This is a genomic window from Bradyrhizobium sp. CB82, assembly GCF_029714405.1.
Lineage (GTDB): Bacteria > Pseudomonadota > Alphaproteobacteria > Rhizobiales > Xanthobacteraceae > Bradyrhizobium.
In genome coordinates, this window is sequence record NZ_CP121651.1 from 459293 (window position 1) to 473863 (window position 14571).

Annotated in this window: 19 protein-coding genes and 5 pseudogenes; 10 read left to right on the forward strand and 14 right to left on the reverse strand. The window is 59.7% G+C overall.

The window, feature by feature from the left end; translation table 11 throughout:
- The first annotated feature begins 69 nt into the window (after positions 1-69).
- The 3 genes from QA640_RS46080 to QA640_RS46090 all read left to right on the forward strand — a co-directional run bounded on the left by QA640_RS46080 (position 70) and on the right by QA640_RS46090 (position 1780).
- On the forward strand, positions 70-273 hold the full coding sequence (locus tag QA640_RS46080) for a cold shock domain-containing protein (protein ID WP_283043161.1): 204 nt from the start codon (positions 70-72) through the stop codon (positions 271-273).
- Between the two features lie 563 nt (positions 274-836).
- Complete coding sequence (locus QA640_RS46085; protein ID WP_283043162.1) at positions 837-1034, forward strand: hypothetical protein; 198 nt, start codon at positions 837-839, stop codon at positions 1032-1034.
- Positions 1035-1264: 230 nt separating this feature from the next.
- Positions 1265-1780: a DUF1269 domain-containing protein gene (locus QA640_RS46090; RefSeq protein ID WP_283043163.1), complete on the forward strand. Its 516-nt coding sequence runs from the start codon at positions 1265-1267 to the stop codon at positions 1778-1780.
- A gap of 490 nt (positions 1781-2270) precedes the next feature.
- Here QA640_RS46090 and QA640_RS46095 read toward each other — a convergent pair.
- The 4 genes and pseudogenes from QA640_RS46095 to QA640_RS48535 all read right to left on the reverse strand — a co-directional run.
- Positions 2271-2916, reverse strand: a pseudogene (locus tag QA640_RS46095) (reverse transcriptase domain-containing protein); the annotation flags it as partial.
- Between the two features lie 514 nt (positions 2917-3430).
- Positions 3431-4162: an IS3 family transposase gene (locus QA640_RS46100; RefSeq protein ID WP_283043164.1), complete on the reverse strand. Its 732-nt coding sequence runs from the start codon at positions 4160-4162 to the stop codon at positions 3431-3433.
- Positions 4159-4449: a transposase gene (locus QA640_RS46105; RefSeq protein WP_283043165.1), complete on the reverse strand. Its 291-nt coding sequence runs from the start codon at positions 4447-4449 to the stop codon at positions 4159-4161. Before QA640_RS46105 ends, QA640_RS46100 begins: the two co-directional genes overlap by 4 nt.
- A 12-nt stretch (positions 4450-4461) precedes the next feature.
- Complete coding sequence (locus QA640_RS48535; RefSeq protein WP_349253768.1) at positions 4462-4713, reverse strand: tetratricopeptide repeat protein; 252 nt, start codon at positions 4711-4713, stop codon at positions 4462-4464.
- A gap of 57 nt (positions 4714-4770) precedes the next feature.
- Between QA640_RS48535 and QA640_RS46110 the strand changes: the two genes are divergently transcribed.
- Both QA640_RS46110 and QA640_RS46115 read left to right on the forward strand, forming a co-directional pair.
- Positions 4771-4983: a hypothetical protein gene (locus QA640_RS46110; protein WP_283043166.1), complete on the forward strand. Its 213-nt coding sequence runs from the start codon at positions 4771-4773 to the stop codon at positions 4981-4983.
- Positions 4984-4990: 7 nt separating this feature from the next.
- A complete protein-coding gene (locus QA640_RS46115; protein ID WP_283043167.1) occupies positions 4991-5200 on the forward strand; it encodes a hypothetical protein in 210 nt (69 codons plus the stop codon).
- A gap of 1 nt (position 5201) precedes the next feature.
- Here QA640_RS46115 and QA640_RS46120 read toward each other — a convergent pair whose 3' ends face one another.
- The 3 genes from QA640_RS46120 to QA640_RS46130 form a co-directional block, all read right to left on the reverse strand.
- Positions 5202-5924, reverse strand: coding sequence for a metallophosphoesterase (locus QA640_RS46120; protein WP_283043168.1), 723 nt, complete (start codon positions 5922-5924; stop codon positions 5202-5204).
- 4 nt (positions 5925-5928) lie between these two features.
- The gene (locus QA640_RS46125; RefSeq protein WP_283043169.1) at positions 5929-6720 is read right to left on the reverse strand and encodes a nucleotidyltransferase family protein; all 792 of its coding nucleotides are present in this window, start codon (positions 6718-6720) and stop codon (positions 5929-5931) included.
- 1004 nt (positions 6721-7724) lie between these two features.
- A protein-coding gene (locus QA640_RS46130; protein ID WP_283043170.1) for an IS5 family transposase occupies positions 7725-8484 on the reverse strand; the annotation gives its coding sequence in 2 pieces (ribosomal slippage) (positions 7725-8159 and positions 8161-8484; 759 coding nt in all).
- Positions 8485-8658: 174 nt separating this feature from the next.
- Here QA640_RS46130 and QA640_RS48540 point away from each other — a divergent pair.
- Genes QA640_RS48540 through QA640_RS48550 form a run of 3 tightly spaced genes read left to right on the forward strand, consistent with a single transcriptional unit; the run spans position 8659 to position 9624 of the window.
- Positions 8659-9021 (forward strand): alpha/beta fold hydrolase, encoded by a 363-nt coding sequence (locus tag QA640_RS48540; RefSeq protein ID WP_349253769.1) that lies wholly within the window; start codon positions 8659-8661, stop codon positions 9019-9021.
- A gap of 44 nt (positions 9022-9065) precedes the next feature.
- Entirely contained in the window at positions 9066-9380 is a 315-nt protein-coding gene (locus QA640_RS48545; protein ID WP_349253770.1) for a hypothetical protein, read from the forward strand.
- Positions 9381-9393: 13 nt separating this feature from the next.
- Positions 9394-9624, forward strand: a complete 231-nt coding sequence (locus QA640_RS48550) for an alpha/beta hydrolase (protein ID WP_349253771.1) — start codon at positions 9394-9396, stop codon at positions 9622-9624.
- A 210-nt stretch (positions 9625-9834) separates the two neighbouring features.
- On the opposite strand, the gene QA640_RS46140 is transcribed toward QA640_RS48550, so the two are convergent.
- Positions 9835-10065, reverse strand: coding sequence for a hypothetical protein (locus tag QA640_RS46140; RefSeq protein WP_283043171.1), 231 nt, complete (start codon positions 10063-10065; stop codon positions 9835-9837).
- Positions 10066-10155: 90 nt separating this feature from the next.
- Between QA640_RS46140 and QA640_RS46145 the strand changes: the two genes are divergently transcribed.
- Positions 10156-10422 (forward strand): hypothetical protein, encoded by a 267-nt coding sequence (locus tag QA640_RS46145; RefSeq protein ID WP_283043172.1) that lies wholly within the window; start codon positions 10156-10158, stop codon positions 10420-10422.
- Between the two features lie 102 nt (positions 10423-10524).
- Here QA640_RS46145 and QA640_RS46150 read toward each other — a convergent pair.
- The 6 genes and pseudogenes from QA640_RS46150 to QA640_RS46175 form a co-directional block, all read right to left on the reverse strand.
- Positions 10525-10753 (reverse strand): annotated as a pseudogene (locus tag QA640_RS46150) (septal ring lytic transglycosylase RlpA family protein); the annotation flags it as partial.
- Positions 10754-11111: 358 nt separating this feature from the next.
- Positions 11112-11282 (reverse strand): annotated as a pseudogene (locus QA640_RS46155) (SMP-30/gluconolactonase/LRE family protein); the annotation flags it as partial.
- Between the two features lie 189 nt (positions 11283-11471).
- Positions 11472-11606: a hypothetical protein gene (locus QA640_RS46160; RefSeq protein WP_283043173.1), complete on the reverse strand. Its 135-nt coding sequence runs from the start codon at positions 11604-11606 to the stop codon at positions 11472-11474.
- Positions 11603-13005: pseudogene (locus QA640_RS46165) on the reverse strand (IS110 family transposase). Before QA640_RS46165 ends, QA640_RS46160 begins: the two are co-directional and overlap by 4 nt.
- A 235-nt stretch (positions 13006-13240) precedes the next feature.
- Positions 13241-13525: pseudogene (locus tag QA640_RS46170) on the reverse strand (transposase); the annotation flags it as partial.
- A gap of 401 nt (positions 13526-13926) precedes the next feature.
- On the reverse strand, positions 13927-14349 hold the full coding sequence (locus QA640_RS46175) for a Rap1a/Tai family immunity protein (RefSeq protein WP_283043174.1): 423 nt from the start codon (positions 14347-14349) through the stop codon (positions 13927-13929).
- A 77-nt stretch (positions 14350-14426) separates the two neighbouring features.
- Here QA640_RS46175 and QA640_RS46180 point away from each other — a divergent pair, with 77 nt between their 5' ends.
- Positions 14427-14531: a hypothetical protein gene (locus QA640_RS46180; protein WP_349253789.1), complete on the forward strand. Its 105-nt coding sequence runs from the start codon at positions 14427-14429 to the stop codon at positions 14529-14531.
- Positions 14532-14571: the final 40 nt, after the last annotated feature.

Below are 14571 nucleotides of genomic sequence, written 5' to 3' on the forward strand. Positions count from 1 at the left end.
ACCATGCTCCTTGGCCGCCTGTTCTGGCTCGCGTAGAATTTTGAGATTCGAGAGGAAGGAACTAGAAAAATGCCGTCAGGAATGGTCAAAAAGTGGGTTGCCGATCGAGGTTTTGGATTTATCACGCCGGATGCTGGCGGAGGCGACGTCTTTATGCACATAAAAGCCCTGCCACGCGGCGTAGAGCCTCACGAGGGCGCGCGTGTGACCTATGACGTCGCCCAGGACGCCCAGAGCGGCAAGATGCAGGCGACCAATGTGCGGATCATCTAGAGATTTCGCCACGGGCACCTGATTTGACTCCAGGGTCGGAGGACACGACCAAAAGGGCGCGGGGCCGAAGCGAAGGGGAACGACCATGAAGCCGGTAATCGGACTTATCGCGCTGCTCTCTACTACTTGCGCGTTTGCTCAAGCCGCTCCACCGAAGGCGGCTAGACATCCTGTTCAGGCCAAACCGCAAGCGCCAATGGGTTGCAAACTGGTCGGCACGGTCAGGGGCACCAAGATCTGGGCGGGTGACTGCATTGCTGCGGCACCCGCAGCGGAAACTCCACAGCCAGAACCTCCGCCGCCTCCACCCCCTAGCGGCGTCACCGCGCCCGCAGAGAAGCAGTAATCGGCACCGTTCCGCCCACTAGTCGAGATCGGGCTGAGCCGTCGAGAGGTCACTCCTGGCTTCGCCGCGCCATCGCCTCGGTTGACTCGATAGGTGCGCACGCGCCCCATTGCGATGCCCGGGCCAAACAGTACACCCGCTGGAAACGCCCCGAATTTCAAGGATCGAAAGCCGCTCTCCGCGCGTTGACTATTGAGCCCAAGTGCGGAGGTCACCAATGATCAGCGACCGAGAACGGCGGGCTAGCACAGCGGCAGAACGCGAAGCCCACAAGGCATTCAAAATGGTCAAGCCGAAGGAAGCTATGTCCGACTACGCCAAAGCGCAAAAGGCCTTCCACGATAACCGAGAACGCCTAAAGGCAGAACGGCTGGCGCGGGAGGCTGAAGCGGCCAACCGCACAAAAGCAGGTTGAGCGTCCATCTGGATGACCACAGAGAGCCAAGTTTGGTAGCTTGCTAGAACGGACAGCGCGATGATCGCGCTGAAGGCGAAGGCAAAGTAGGGATGCCAGAGCTGCAGGTTTCCCATTGGCTGATGATCGCGGGCGGCCAGCGTCTGCGCTCTCACGTGAGAGATTTGACGTAGATCAAGAGCAGCGACCGTCATTTGGCCTGCAATCGAGCTTCCAAAAGGAGAACTGCCATGAGTGATCTGGTCGTGATCGCATTTCCCACGGAAGCAAAGGCGGAAGAAGTTCGCCAGAAACTGCTGGCGATGCAGAAAGAGTACCTGATTGAGCTTGGCGACGCGGTGGTCGCGGTGAAGGATGCTCAAGGTCACATCAAACTTAACCAGCTAATCAACACTACGGCTGCGGGTGCCGTTTCAGGCACGTTTTGGGGAGCGCTTATCGGCTTGATCTTTCTGATGCCGCTGGTGGGCGCTGCCCTCGGGGCGGCCTCCGGCACCCTTGGCGGATATCTGACCGATGTCGGCATCGATGACAAATGGATGAAGGAAACCGCTGCCGCTATTCAACCCGGAACCGCTGCCCTCTTTGTGTTGGTGCGTAAGGTGACCGCCGACAAAGTGCTTGAAGGTCTCAAGGGCGAAGGCGGTACGGTGTTAAAGACATCGCTCGACCATACCAAGGAAGCGGCGCTTCAAGCGGCATTGGCTGGCGTCCAGGCAGCCGTTCCGCCCCCGCCGTCAGTTTGAACGCCGCGCTGGTCTGCTGCGGCCGTCTCGGCCGGTCATGATCTAGATCAACGGGCGATAGTGGCGGCCTGCGCCTCTCGAGTAGCATTGGGACACCTGATGGCGTCTGCACCGCGAGGCGATTGCGGAAGCCCTAGCGTGTTTCCTCCGACGGGGCATGATCGCGCTGTTGTGGTTGCCCCGACGGCGCGGACGCTGGGGTTGCCCTGAACGATCTTCTTGCCGAACAGGCCGAGCGGCAACTGGAAGATCAATCAGGATCGAGACCAATTAGAACCTGAGTTGGCACCACACGATCCGCCGAACAATTTGCAAGCTCAGATACAAAATTCATTGGAAGCCCGGAGAGCGCGCTTTCGGCGAAGCCTTCCTGCTTAAGTCCCGCGCTGACGGCACTCCGGGTGCCTCGCCCCGGCGTTCGGCCGTCTGGCTTTGGCCGAGCAAGGGATCGCCATCCAAACTGGCGCGCTCGATGTCCGCTCTAAAGCACCCAGCCCGTCAGGACTGGACGGACCCATTTGGCGATTTCCACCAGCTCAAGATCGCTGCGCCGATGCAGCCGCCACCTGCGCACGGTATGCCGCATCCGTTTCCCGGCCTTCTTGCTGACGGCCGGGCTGAATGAGACGAACCGCTCACCGTGTCGATTGTTCGCCATCCTCGGCCGAAAGCTATAGCCGAGGAAGTCAAACGACTGATTTCGTCGAAGAAGCTCTTGATGTCGAGGTCGAGCACCCAATCGTGGCTCCAGCATCGACGCCGAGCCACAGCCAGTGCATCATGTGCTGATTCCCTGGCCGATACCCATAGGAATCCATGTGGAACACGGGCTCCAGGATCGGTTCAAGATAACGCTTGACCACCATCTGGGCGATCCTGTCCGAGACCGTTGGTATTCCCAACGGTCGCGTGCTGCCAGCTCCGCCTTTCGGTATGTCAACGCGCCGCACCGGAGGCGGAAAGTAGCTGCCCGAACTCATCCGATTCCAGATCCGATAGAGATTCTTACTCAGATCTCGGTCGAAGTCTTCGATCGACTGCCCGTCAACACCAGCTGCCCCTTGGTTAGCCTTCACTTGCTTATACGCCTCCCACACATCGCGTTTGGCAATACAAAACGGCTTGGCCTTACTCATGCCGATCATCCCCTTTCGGGTTGTCGACCGCGTAAAGCCGGATGACAACGCCCCTTCGGTCCAGTGCCATTACAGCGCCTTCGTCCCTAATACGGGCGTTTCCGCCCCTGTGCTCCGCATCGGTACTCTGCTCCTTGCGGCGACGAGCCGCTTGGAGTCCTCCCTTCACATCGGAGCGACAGGTTCCTGTGTTCCTTGTCAAAGCCTGATCCGAGGTCACGCCGCCTTCATGCCGGACGCCGGTTGGGCAGTCGGCAGGCTCCCCCCAACCCTTGCTCGCGGGATAGACATCCTGATCCCGGTTTCGACGTCGATAGAACACGTTACGACACGTCATCAGCGGTTTACTTACGTTCGTCTCCTCGGATCTCACCTGACGGAGTTTCCTCCGCCTTTTCCTCCAACGCTCACTACCAGGGCTCTTTACCCTCGCAGCTCGGAGTGGTTTGACGTCTGCCCCTGCAGGTCGACTTCGGAGGGCCATCCTCCATCTCTGACAAAGCTTCGTCAGGCTTCATGCCGAAGCCTGACTTCCACAGCACACGATATCCTCATGCTTGAGGGAGCGCCACAGCCGTTCGATGAACACGTTGTCCATCCAGCGGCCGCGGCCATCCATGGAGATCTTGATACCGGCCGCCGCGAGCGCGCCGGTGAAGGCGGCGCTGGTGAATTGCGAGCCTTGATCGGTGTTGAAAATCTCCGGTCGGCCGTGTCGCGCCAAGGCGTCCTCGAGCGCCGCCACGCAGAACGAGGTGTCCATCGTGTTGGACAGACGCCACGACAGCACGGCGCGGCTCGCCCAGTCGATGACCGCGACGAGATAGAGGAAGCCGCGGCCAATGGGCAAATAGGTGATGTCGGCCGCCCACACCTGGTTCGGGCGGTCGATCGTCATGTTGCGCAACAGATAGGGATGGATCTTGTGACTTGGCGCCGGCTTGCTGGTGTTCGGCTTCGGACCCAGCGCCGCGATACCCATCTGGCGCATCAACCGCTGCACGCGCTTGCGGTTGATCGTCTCGCCCTCGGCCTTCAGCATCGCCGTGATCCGCCGCGAGCCGAGAAATGGCCAGGCGGTGAATAACTCGTCGATCCGCCGCATCACCGCCAGATCGTTGTCGTTGGCCGGCTTTTGCAGGCGATAGACGCCGGAGCGCGCCACGCCGAGCAGTTCGCATTGGCGGCGGATCGACAGCCCCTTGTCGGCGCGATCGAGCATCCCGCGACGGTCCGAAACGCTCATCTTCCGGACCTCTTTGCCAAAAAATCCCGCTCCACCGTCAATTGCCCGATCTTGGCGTAGAGGTCCTCGACCTTTTTCTCCGCTACCTTTTCCGCGTCAAGGCCAACATTGGCGTCGAAGGCGCGCGCTGCATGCTCCAGAAGCTGCTTCTTCCAGGCGTAGATCTGATTCGGGTGAACCTCGTAACGCTGGGCCAAATCGGCGACCGTCGCTTGCTCTCGCACCGCCTCCAAGGCGATCTTCGCCTTCAGCGCTACATCAATCTTCCGTCTCGTCTTCTTCGTCACCATCCGCTCCATCTAGCAAACGGAGCGGTCGCCTTCCAACTTAACTGATGGTCCCAAAAACGGGGTCCATTTCACTACTGGGCTCGCGCGAATGGCACGTTCAAAGCTCCGGAGCGCTTCCTCTGGCAGACCCGCAATAGAATAGACCCAGCCTCTTCTGGTCCATACGTAAAATGAATTCGGGTTGAGAGCGACCGCCCGGTCAACCAATTCCATCTCACGTTCACAATCACCGACCATGAACGCCGAGGTTACGGCAGCCATTGCTAACGTCTCCGGATCACTATCGTCGATGCTTAAAGCCAACCGAGCAAGCCGAACATGCTTCGAAACTCACCTCTCGGGCCGAAAGAAGATAGCCCGGCTCTCGCCGCCTACGAACAGGCTCTGCGCACCATCGGTGTAGAAGATCGGAATGATCCCCTGACCGAACTGATCGCCAAGAAGATTATCGAGATCGGCCAGACCGGGCTCAAGGACCCTGCGCAAATCTGCATTCGGGCCGTCGAAGCGATGGGCCTGCCGAAAGGGTGATCACCTGATGGCTCTTCAATTCCACCGTGCCGTCGAGCATAAGGAAGTATGGAGCGCAAGCAGCAACGGCTTTTCTTTCGTGATCACTTACGATAGCCCTTATGGTTCCGGATTTCATGGACGCACAGACTATATGGCTTCATGGCGACCGCTCTATGTGAACAGAGGCGCCACCAAGATCGGCGGCTCGCCCTTTGATACGATCGCGCGGGCCTAGCTCAGACCTCAATCAAGGCATAGGGTCGACCAGTAGGCTTCTCGATCGATCGGGCCACGTTGTAAACCCGCGCGCCTCCGGGCGTACGGCCTTCATAGCGGCCCTGGTGGGCATGGCCGTGCACTACCGCACTCACCTTAAATCGATCGATCGTTTCGCCAAGACGTGACGAGCCGAGGAACGGAAGAATCTCCGGTGGCTCGCCCTCGACCGTATCGAGAATCGGCGCATAGTGAAGAACAACGACAGCCTGCTTGCTGGCCACGGCGCGCATGGCATTTTCGAGGCGCGTCGCTTCGTTGACGGCTTCGGCGACCAGGCTTTTGATGACGGCCTCGCCGAACGAAGCAAGCATGCGGCGGCCAAACCCACCGATGAAGCCCTTCACCCCGACGAAAGCGACGCCGTCGATTTCGTACGACTGCCCGTTGAGCAGATGCATCCCAGTCCCCTTCAAGATGCGCTTTACGTCTTCAGCCTGCCCTGACTCGTAATCGTGATTTCCGAGCACGCCGACAACGGGAATAGAGCAGGCGCGCAAATCCTCCGCCAGCAGTTCGGCTTCGGACGGCTTGCCGAGGTCAGTGAGGTCGCCGCAAAGGACGAGCACCTGGGCCTTGGTCGAAAGCTCGGCGAAGAGCTCCCGAAAGGACAACGTGCGATCCTCCTTCACGTGGAGATCGCCAATAGCAGCGAAAGTGAGGTGGTCTGGTTCTTCGGACATCGCGCTACTCGCTATCCTCGCCTACGTCGACAAAACCCCATTCCTCAATGGCCTGCTCATAATCGACCTGCGAAAACAGACGTCCCCGACATATCTTCACGCGCGGAGGAGGAAGCTCTAACTGTGTCTTCAGGCGGGCGACCAGTTCGTCCATCAGCCAACGCGGCACGCAATCGCGCTCGCTCGGATAGGCCCAGCGGAAGTTGAGTAGATGAGCCAGAAGCACCTCCCAGTACAACTCCATGTGGGCAAGCAGACGCCGCCAGTCGATCTGATCGTGCTGCTTGAGAATGAGATGCGCGATGTCTGCGCCGTCGTAACGGTGCCGCAGCTGGACGAAGGCCTTGGACCAGATCAACTCCGTCGGGGCAATGATGCGCATCGGCGTGCCGAATACCTCGATGCGCGGTGCAGATTCGAACCATTGGTCGGTCACGGGAGCCATGCCATGCCAGAAGGCGAAGATAACATCGAAGAAGTCCTCGTTCTGGAAGACTTTGCCGAGCCAGCGTTCGTCCTCGATTGCGACGGTGTATCCGAGGTTTCGGAAGTGGTTGAGAACACGAGGATAATCAGTCGGCTTGCACACGATATCGAGATCTTTGGTTGCGCGCGCCACGCCGGTATAGGCGCTGAGCGCATACGTGCCGGCCAACAGAAACGGAAGACCAAGCTTCGCGAGCTCGCTCAAGGCCTGAGTATAAAATACCTCGGCGCGGGCCGATAACACGGTCGGCTCAGCGGCTGCATCGATCGTCTCTATAGAGCCAGTGACCGGTCTGATTTCCTTCACCATGAAGGTTCACTCGAAGCTTATCGGCTTCGGCCATGAGGGTCCTGTTTGACAATCGAATAGGCCATGCAAGGTTCCGCGGGGCCCAGGTCACCTCCTGTAGAAGGTGGCTACTCACTTGCCCACCACCGGCTGGCCTGGTGCGCGGTCCAGTGGCGCGTGTGGCTTAGCGAGGCCCGTCGTACCGGGCGGGGTCTCGTTGTTAGCCGTCCTTGTGTCGATCCGCGCAAGCGTCGCGACAAATGCCGCGGCTGTTGCGATGATCGCAATCGCGAAAAGCAAGATGGCGGTGCGGTGGCTAGTCCATTCGTTACTCATCATGGATCTCCACCTCTGACGTGGAAACGCAATGCGACTTGGAGGTGTTCCTAGCGCCGCCGGGCTCGGCAGAACCGAAGGTAATTTGAGGCCACAAACCAATGTTCCTGTGCTACATTTACTTCGGGCGATGGGGTTAAGCGATGCCGTTCGGGCAAGGCAATCAACTCAGCACCGTCGCGCTTCAAGAAGTATCGGCTTGGCGAGGTCATCGGCACCCGGACCGAGGGAGCTGTCTGCTGCGGGTGCCTTCGTTGGGCGACAGGCTTGCGCCACTTCACGTTCGCGAGCTCGCGGGCGACCTTGCGATCGGTGACCTGCATCGTCGGCGCTCGCGTATTGAACAGATCAAGATACTCGGGGATCGCACCGCCCCAGCCATGTATGGCGGATCGTGCGAGAGACCGGTTTTATGATCCGCACCTACACGGGCTCGATTGGCCTTCCCGATGTCGGAGCGCGCCCGCCGTTGCGGATCAGCTTAGCAGTGGCAGCTTTCGAACTTGGCAATATTGCTCGCGCGAGCCCAATGTCCCAAACAGGTAGCGCCTTTGGGGCTACACTCAGGGGCTACACCAGCAAGTCCCGGTGTGCACAAAAGCCTGGTTTTGCGGGGCTTTCTTGAAGCCGTCTTATTATGGCGGAGAGGGAGGGATTCGTCCCCCCGTTAGCCTAGCTAGGGTTCGGACTCAATTGAGCCACCAGATTGCGGCCGCGGCGATGAAGGCGCCAGCGAGGAAGTTCCTCGCGAGCTTGTCGTAGCGGGTCGCGATGCGGCGAAAGTCCTTGAGACGGGCGAACATGCGCTCGATTAAGTTGCGCTGGCGATAGAGCCTTTTGCTGTAGGGGATCGGTTGGCTGCGGCTGGTCGTGGACGGAATGACCGCCTGGGCGCCCTGCTCGGCGAGAAGCGTTCGCAGACTGTTGGCATCGTAGGCCTTGTCGGCAATCAGCCGTTGGATTGGCCCGGCCGCCGCAAGAAGAGCTGGTGCCAGCGCGATATCGTTGATGTTGCCTGGTGAGAGCAGCAGGACGCGGGGACGTCCTTGGTCATCGGTCACAGCGTGGATTTTCGTCGTCCGGCCGCCGCGCGAGCGGCCAATGGCTTGCCCGAAGTCCCCCTTTTCCGCCGGCGGCCGACCAGTGCGCTTTGATGTGGGAACTGTCGATGGCGACCGATCCGACGATGCCGGTCTTGCCGGTTAAGGTCTCGAATATCTCGAACCAGAGACCCTGTCGGCTCCAGCGGTTGAAGCGATTGTAAATCGTCGTGTAGGGACCGTATTCCGGCGGGCAATCCCGCCAGCGCGCTCCTGACCGTAGCATGTGCACGATCCCGCTGATCACCCGTCGGTCGTCCACCCGGTGCGCACCACGCCGTCCTCGCGGCAACAGAGGCTCAAGGCGCTTCCACTCCGCGTCGCTCAACCAGTAAAGTTGCTTGCGCATCAAGGCCTCCTCGAATCGGAAGACCTTGAATCACGATTGAGCCCGCCTGAGAATTCTCAGCTCCGGCGCGCCCAAAAGGTAATTAATTTATCCTGAAGATGTCGTTCCGGCTTTCGCTTGTTCGACTGGCTGTCGGCAGAAGCGTCTGCAGTCACAATCGAGCAAGAGGGAAAGATGAGCGAGCCGAAGCAACGAATTATCGAAAGTAATGGTATCCACCTCAATATCGCTGAGCAGGGCGAAGGACCGGTCGCATTGCTGGCCAATGGCTGGCCCGAATCCTGGTACTCGTGGCGACATCAATTGGGCGCCCTTGCCGCAGCCGGCTTCCACGCCGTAGCCCCGGATATGCCCGGCTATGGCAAGAGCGACGCGCCCGAGGCGATCGACAAATACACGCTGTTTCATCTCGTCGGCGATATGGTCGGCGTTCTCGACGCTCTCGGGGCAGAGAAGGCGGTAATTGTCGGTCACGACTGGGGGGCGATCGTCGCTTGGCAGGCGGCGCTGCTGCGGCAAGGGCTGTGGCGGCCATGAGTGTCCCGTTCTATCCACGGGGCATGTCGCTTCGAACCGCGCTCATGCCGCGCACGGAAAACGCGCGGTTCTACATGCTTTACTTCCAGGAGCCAGGACTCGCCGAAGCGGAGTTCGGGCGCGATCCGCGGACCACTTTACGCAACCTGCTGTTTGCTGGGTCGGGCAATGGTGTGGCGCTCGCACGAGCCGCTCAAGCAAGCGGCGGGCCGTCAGAAAATTTCGCTATGGTCCCGAACGGCGGTGAATCCCTGCGAGGTTCCAGCGCACCGGCCGCATTGCCGTCTTGGATCACCGAAAAGGATATCGACTTTTATGGAGAGGAATTCAGGTTATCGCAACATCGATCGAAACTGTGAGCTGCTCGGCGCGATGGCGGGCCTGCGGGTTTCGGTGCCAGCGTTATTTATGGCCGGCGATCACGACCTGGTGATTTCCTTTCCCGGCACGGAACAGGTGCTCGCCAACCTCCAAAACCTCGTTCCCGGTTTGCGCGGCATCAAGATGCCGGCAGGCTGCGGCCATTGGACCCAACAGGAGCGGCCTGAAGAGGTCAACGCCGCGCTCTTGGAATTTCTTAAATCGCTGCCGGATCACGGATGACGGAGCATGATCCGGACCGCGTTGGTGCAAAGTGTGTGGCGGTTTTCCGAAGAGCATGCCCTCGGGCCCGACCCGAGGGATCACGCTCCAACAAAAACATAGAGCGTGATGACGATACGAAGAAAAGTCATCACGCTCTAATGCGGACTAGCTCGGTCCTGAGCTGATTGGTTCAATCCTTATTGAGTACGGACCCTAGGCCTTCGCCGATCAGGAGCTGGCCGACGTCACGGTGTCGACGCTGAGCAAGCCGCAAAGCCGGCCATAGTTGCAGCGCGAGGTGCCCTCCTCGCCCGGGTGACACGCGCAAGCGACGCGCTGCAGACGGGGCTCGCCGCCTGCGATAAGCTCCCGCAGCCGCTTGGTGGCGGCCTCCGCACGCCGGGTGCTCGTCGTCGCAGCGCGCCCGCGCTTCGGCGTATCGAAGCCGACTAGCCGCATCGTTTTGCCACCGGTATTGATCGCCCGCATTGCAACACGGAACTGATGGTGGCCCACTCTGTTTGGTACATCATCCAGGCGGAGATCGCAGTGCGGATCATTCTGATAACGACGCTTTGCTGGGCGTTGTCGTGCGGATTTGCGCTGGCACAGCCAGATTCGAAGAAAGACATGAACACGCCAAGCGGGCGCTCGGCACCGGAAGAAAAAGGACAATTGCAGCCACAAGGTTGGACCGGACCGCTTGAAACAAAATCGGGTGGTGCGCAGCCGGAAAGCCCGCAAGGTCAAAGCCCGCCGGGGATGCAGGCAGCGCCGGACGGATCAACAAAAACAGTTGTTGAGCCTCGCAAGTGAGTCCCGCTCGCTTTGTTTGGTGAGCGATCGGCTTCGCTCAGCGAAGCGCTCTCGCGCGGATTTCTCTATTCGACGACCTCCACGTCGACGTGCGCGATGCCGGCCGAGCTCGCGCGCCGGAGCCAGAGCCAAATCGAGGACACGCCCACGGACGAAAGGGCCGCGATCATTGACAGAGACCACGACCGATCGGCCGCCGCGCGACACCCGCAACTTTGTGCCGAACGGCAGGCAGCGATGCGCCGCAGTTAGCAGTCGATCGTCGAAGCGCACGCCGGAGTGCCGTGCGACTGCCGCTTTCGTTGGAGTAGTAGGAAGCCAAGCCGGAAAAAGGAACGCTCGCACACTGCGCCAGGGTTGACAAACAGGCATAGCAGCGCCCTCCCCCTAACGGCGCTCTCATAAGACCTCTCTCGGGCTTGGAATAAGCAGCCGCCGTTTCTCGAGGCGCAGATCGGGCGGCCTCGAAGCACGATCCGGCCGTCCAGACGGTCAGGCCAGCTATCACGCTCCAGCTTGCCGGCGAAAGCATGCGAAAACGCAACGCCAAAACCATTACCCTTGACGAGCAGCCAGAACGCTGACTCTGTCACCGCCTCGGCCGGAGCGGGCTGCTCACGATCGTCTGAATTCGGCGCTCATGATCGCGCGAAATCGCTGCTCACCATCAGTGAAATATGCATTTTGCCGTACGACTCGGCCACGATCAGGGTCGAATTATCGGGCATCACCGCCATGCCATTGGGAAAGGCAATCCCGTCCGCCACCTGTCGGGCGGAGCCGTCGGCTGTGACAACGGCCACGGTCCCGGGGACGAAATCGGCGCCGGCCATCAGGTCGAAACCTGCCGCGTTGACATAGGCGTTGGCGCGACCGTGGTTCGCACCCGGCGTGGCCGCATGGCCCTGATGCCGTGACGCCACTCACACAACCGCTCGATGCGACCACGGCTCGCTCCGCGGCCCTGAGCCTTCAACTCGACATGGATACGCGGGCTGCCATAACGCCCGCGGGTGTCGCGGTGGGCCCGCGTGATGTCGTCGACGAGGTCACGATTGGCGGCAGATCGTCGGCTCTCCAGGCGCGAGCGCCATGCATAATAGCGCCGGCGAGACGCCGAGCACGTCGCACAGGAGCGTCACCGGATAGTCGGCGCGGCGATCTTCGATAAAGCGGAATCTCATTTCGGAACTCCAGCAAAGATCGCAATGGACTTCCTAAGAAACAGCCGGATTGGCGTCTCCCGGGCCTGCAATACAAAGCCGAGCGACTTGGCACGGCGTCGAAGGTTAGCAAGGACGCGGCTGCGGTATTGTTGCTCATAGTGGTCGGCGCCTGGATCCCTGTAGCTCATGCCGTGCCGAAGAGTGTTGTAAAATAGAACTGCGATCTTCCGAGCGGTCGCTGTTACCGCTTTTGACTTACCCACACGTGAGGATAGTCGGCGATAGAATGCGCGAGCGCCGTATCGCTACGTCCGACGGTCGTTGCTGCCAACCGCAACAGTGCGGCTGCCCGACCGGAGGATCTCCGTGTCCGCGACGATAGCACCTTGCGGCCGGAAATTTTGTTGCCGGGTGCAAGGCAGAGCCAGGAGGTGAAGTGCTTAGCACTCGGCCAGGCCCTCAGATCGGTGCCACACTCGCCGACAAGTTTCAATGCCAGCGATGGACCCAACCCATGGATCTCGGTCAGATTGACGCCGAGCACTCCGTAGAGTGCGGTTCTGACATCGAAGGTGGGCGTGTTGACTTGCTTAGTCTTGATGCGTGGCTTGGAAAGCTTCCCGGCCGGCTTTGCGCCCTTACTGTTCAGTGTCGCGATCAGGACCTCGAGCTTGCGATCGCAGTCGAGTATCTTCGCTTGGTAGACGTCGTAAAGTTCCAGCGATTGGGTCAACGCGAAGACATGTTCGTGTCGATTGTTGCCTACCAGTGCCGCGCGGATCGTCTCGATGGATGAATGGCACCGCACGTCCCGATAGGTTGCCAAGACGTCAGGATTCCGCTCACCTGCGGCAATGGCTCGGATGATCCGCATGCCGGTTACGCCCGTGATATCCGTGACCACATGATGGAGCTGCAGATTCATCTCCATTAGAGCCTTCTGCATATGCTGTATATGGGCGGCGGCATATTCGACCAGTCGCTCCCGTTGACGCAGATACGCGCGCAGGGTTGCGATCTCAGCATCAGGTCGGAAGCTGCCGCGTAACAGGCCATAGGAATGAAGCTCGCGCAGCCACGCAGCGTCGCTGACGTCGGTCTTGCGTCCAGGAACGTTCTTGGCGTAGCGCGCATTGACCAAAATCACATCAAACCCGCGCTGCTCCAGAATCTCGTAGACGGGGATCCAATAGATCCCGGTAGATTCCATCGCGACACGCGTCACGCCGCAGGCTTTGAACCAATCTGCCAGATCATGCAGGTTTTGGGTGAATGTGCCAAAAGAGCGCACAGGTGCGTCGTTAGAAGCGGCGGGGTTAACCGCAGCCATATGCATCCTTGATCCGATGTCGATGGCGGCGGCCCCGACGTTGATCAGCTTTAGTTCCGGTCGGGCTCCTGTCGTCCTCTTGGGCATGGCAAGTCTCCAATCAATGATGAGTAGGAGGGTCTGGGCTATGCCAATCGTCATCTTCCTAATCGGGATCGCCGTCAAAGCAGCGTCACCACTCTCAAGTCCGCATGCACCCATGGACCATGTTTTTTAACGGGGATTGAGCCTCCAATAATCAAACGGCCGCTACCCTCCCAGCCGCAAAGGATACACAAGGCTGTTTCTAAGCCGCACAGGCGCGCCGCTGCGCTAGACGGTTTTTTAAAATGTCGCGCTCCATGCGCAGCCGCTCGTTCTCCCGCTGCAAACGCGCGATCTCCGCCGCGTGATCCGCCGACGGCAGCGTCGCCTGCGTTGTCGGGCGCCGCGTCGCCGCCGTCGGCTCCAGCCGGGCCCCTCGCTGCTCCACCCACCGCCGCAGCACGGAATCGCGCAGGCCAAGCTCCCTGGCAACAGATCCGATCGAGCGCCCGCTCGACACTACGAGATCAACCGCTTGCCGCTTGTAGTCATCCGTAAACGACCGACGTTGACGTCCTTCCATCCGACACCTCCTGGCTCTTCGAGCCTACTACAGGTGTCCATCGATTCGGAGGAGGTTCGCGCCCGGAATTAGAGAACCGCCAAGGCCCGTAGCGGAATTGACTGAAGGTTTTCTTGGTTCCCCCGGATTACGCCTCCCGCAACCCTTCATGCTTTCTGTCGCCAGGCGAATGGTAACTCGTCCACAGCTTGGTGTGTCATCTCGCATCGGCAGAGCGAAATTGCTCAATAAGGCTGCCGGGCCCCTTTGGCATGCTGATGATATTGCTTTTTCTGTTCGGGTCCGTTGCTACAAAGCGCTTTCTTTACGCTCCTTTATCGAACAGCATACGCTTGATGCTGCTGACGGGAGCACTAAGGTCGCAAAGGCACTGTTCCCATTGCTCGCAGGCGATGTAGGCTTCATTGTTTTAATTTTTTCGGCACGCGCTTTTTTGGTTTTGGACCACCTGGCGCCCCGGCATCGTCCCCATGGCAAGGCCAAGCATCTCTGAACGCCTCGAGAGCAAGGGTAATCCCCGGTTCATTCAGTCGATCCGGATTATTGTCAATGTATTGAAGAAGGATCTTGGCACTTTCCAAGGCACTGCCTTGCGCTGGGGGGCATGCACGCACCTCAGCTGGCAGATTTGGTGAAAAGAGCATCGCAGTCTCGATCATTCCCTCACATGAGCCGGCGAGCCGGGCTTCGTCCTGATCACGAAACGATTTCTGAACAAGTAGCCCGCAAGATCTCTGCGCGTCGGTTCCTTTATCGACGACCGTGCCGCTGACCCTTCCAATGAGCAAAAGGGCTAGGCCGGCAAGAATGATGTAGACCCGCATTGGCGTCCCCCGAATACCGGCGCAATAACAGCCGCGATCAGTGCACTGATGGCACAAATTTCGATCCGGCGCGTCCCTTGCGCGAAATTTTGATGGACTACAGACAGATTCCGGAGAGCGTCCATCAACCTGCCGCCTACGCGAGCCGCATTGATCGATTGGTGTCAATGCTCGACCGTTAAGGCACGTCCAACGACTGCCTGTCGATGACCTCTTTTTCTA

Excerpts from the sequence above, each read along its gene's own strand:
- QA640_RS48550 (WP_349253771.1), top strand. The coding sequence starts at position 9,394 with ATGGCGGGCCTGCGGGTTTCGGTGCCAGCGTTATTTATGGCCGGCGAT.
- QA640_RS46115 (WP_283043167.1), top strand. The coding sequence starts at position 4,991 with ATGGCTCTTCAATTCCACCGTGCCGTCGAGCATAAGGAAGTATGGAGC.
- QA640_RS46100 (WP_283043164.1), bottom strand. The coding sequence starts at position 4,162 with ATGAGCGTTTCGGACCGTCGCGGGATGCTCGATCGCGCCGACAAGGGG.
- QA640_RS46175 (WP_283043174.1), bottom strand. The coding sequence starts at position 14,349 with ATGCGGGTCTACATCATTCTTGCCGGCCTAGCCCTTTTGCTCATTGGA.
- QA640_RS46085 (WP_283043162.1), top strand. The coding sequence starts at position 837 with ATGATCAGCGACCGAGAACGGCGGGCTAGCACAGCGGCAGAACGCGAA.
- QA640_RS48545 (WP_349253770.1), top strand. The coding sequence starts at position 9,066 with ATGCCGCGCACGGAAAACGCGCGGTTCTACATGCTTTACTTCCAGGAG.
- QA640_RS46080 (WP_283043161.1), top strand. The coding sequence starts at position 70 with ATGCCGTCAGGAATGGTCAAAAAGTGGGTTGCCGATCGAGGTTTTGGA.
- QA640_RS46125 (WP_283043169.1), bottom strand. The coding sequence starts at position 6,720 with ATGGTGAAGGAAATCAGACCGGTCACTGGCTCTATAGAGACGATCGAT.
- QA640_RS46090 (WP_283043163.1), top strand. The coding sequence starts at position 1,265 with ATGAGTGATCTGGTCGTGATCGCATTTCCCACGGAAGCAAAGGCGGAA.
- QA640_RS48535 (WP_349253768.1), bottom strand. The coding sequence starts at position 4,713 with ATGGCTGCCGTAACCTCGGCGTTCATGGTCGGTGATTGTGAACGTGAG.
- QA640_RS48540 (WP_349253769.1), top strand. The coding sequence starts at position 8,659 with ATGAGCGAGCCGAAGCAACGAATTATCGAAAGTAATGGTATCCACCTC.
- QA640_RS46140 (WP_283043171.1), bottom strand. The coding sequence starts at position 10,065 with ATGCGGCTAGTCGGCTTCGATACGCCGAAGCGCGGGCGCGCTGCGACG.
- QA640_RS46120 (WP_283043168.1), bottom strand. The coding sequence starts at position 5,924 with ATGTCCGAAGAACCAGACCACCTCACTTTCGCTGCTATTGGCGATCTC.
- QA640_RS46160 (WP_283043173.1), bottom strand. The coding sequence starts at position 11,606 with ATGAGATTCCGCTTTATCGAAGATCGCCGCGCCGACTATCCGGTGACG.
- QA640_RS46110 (WP_283043166.1), top strand. The coding sequence starts at position 4,771 with ATGCTTCGAAACTCACCTCTCGGGCCGAAAGAAGATAGCCCGGCTCTC.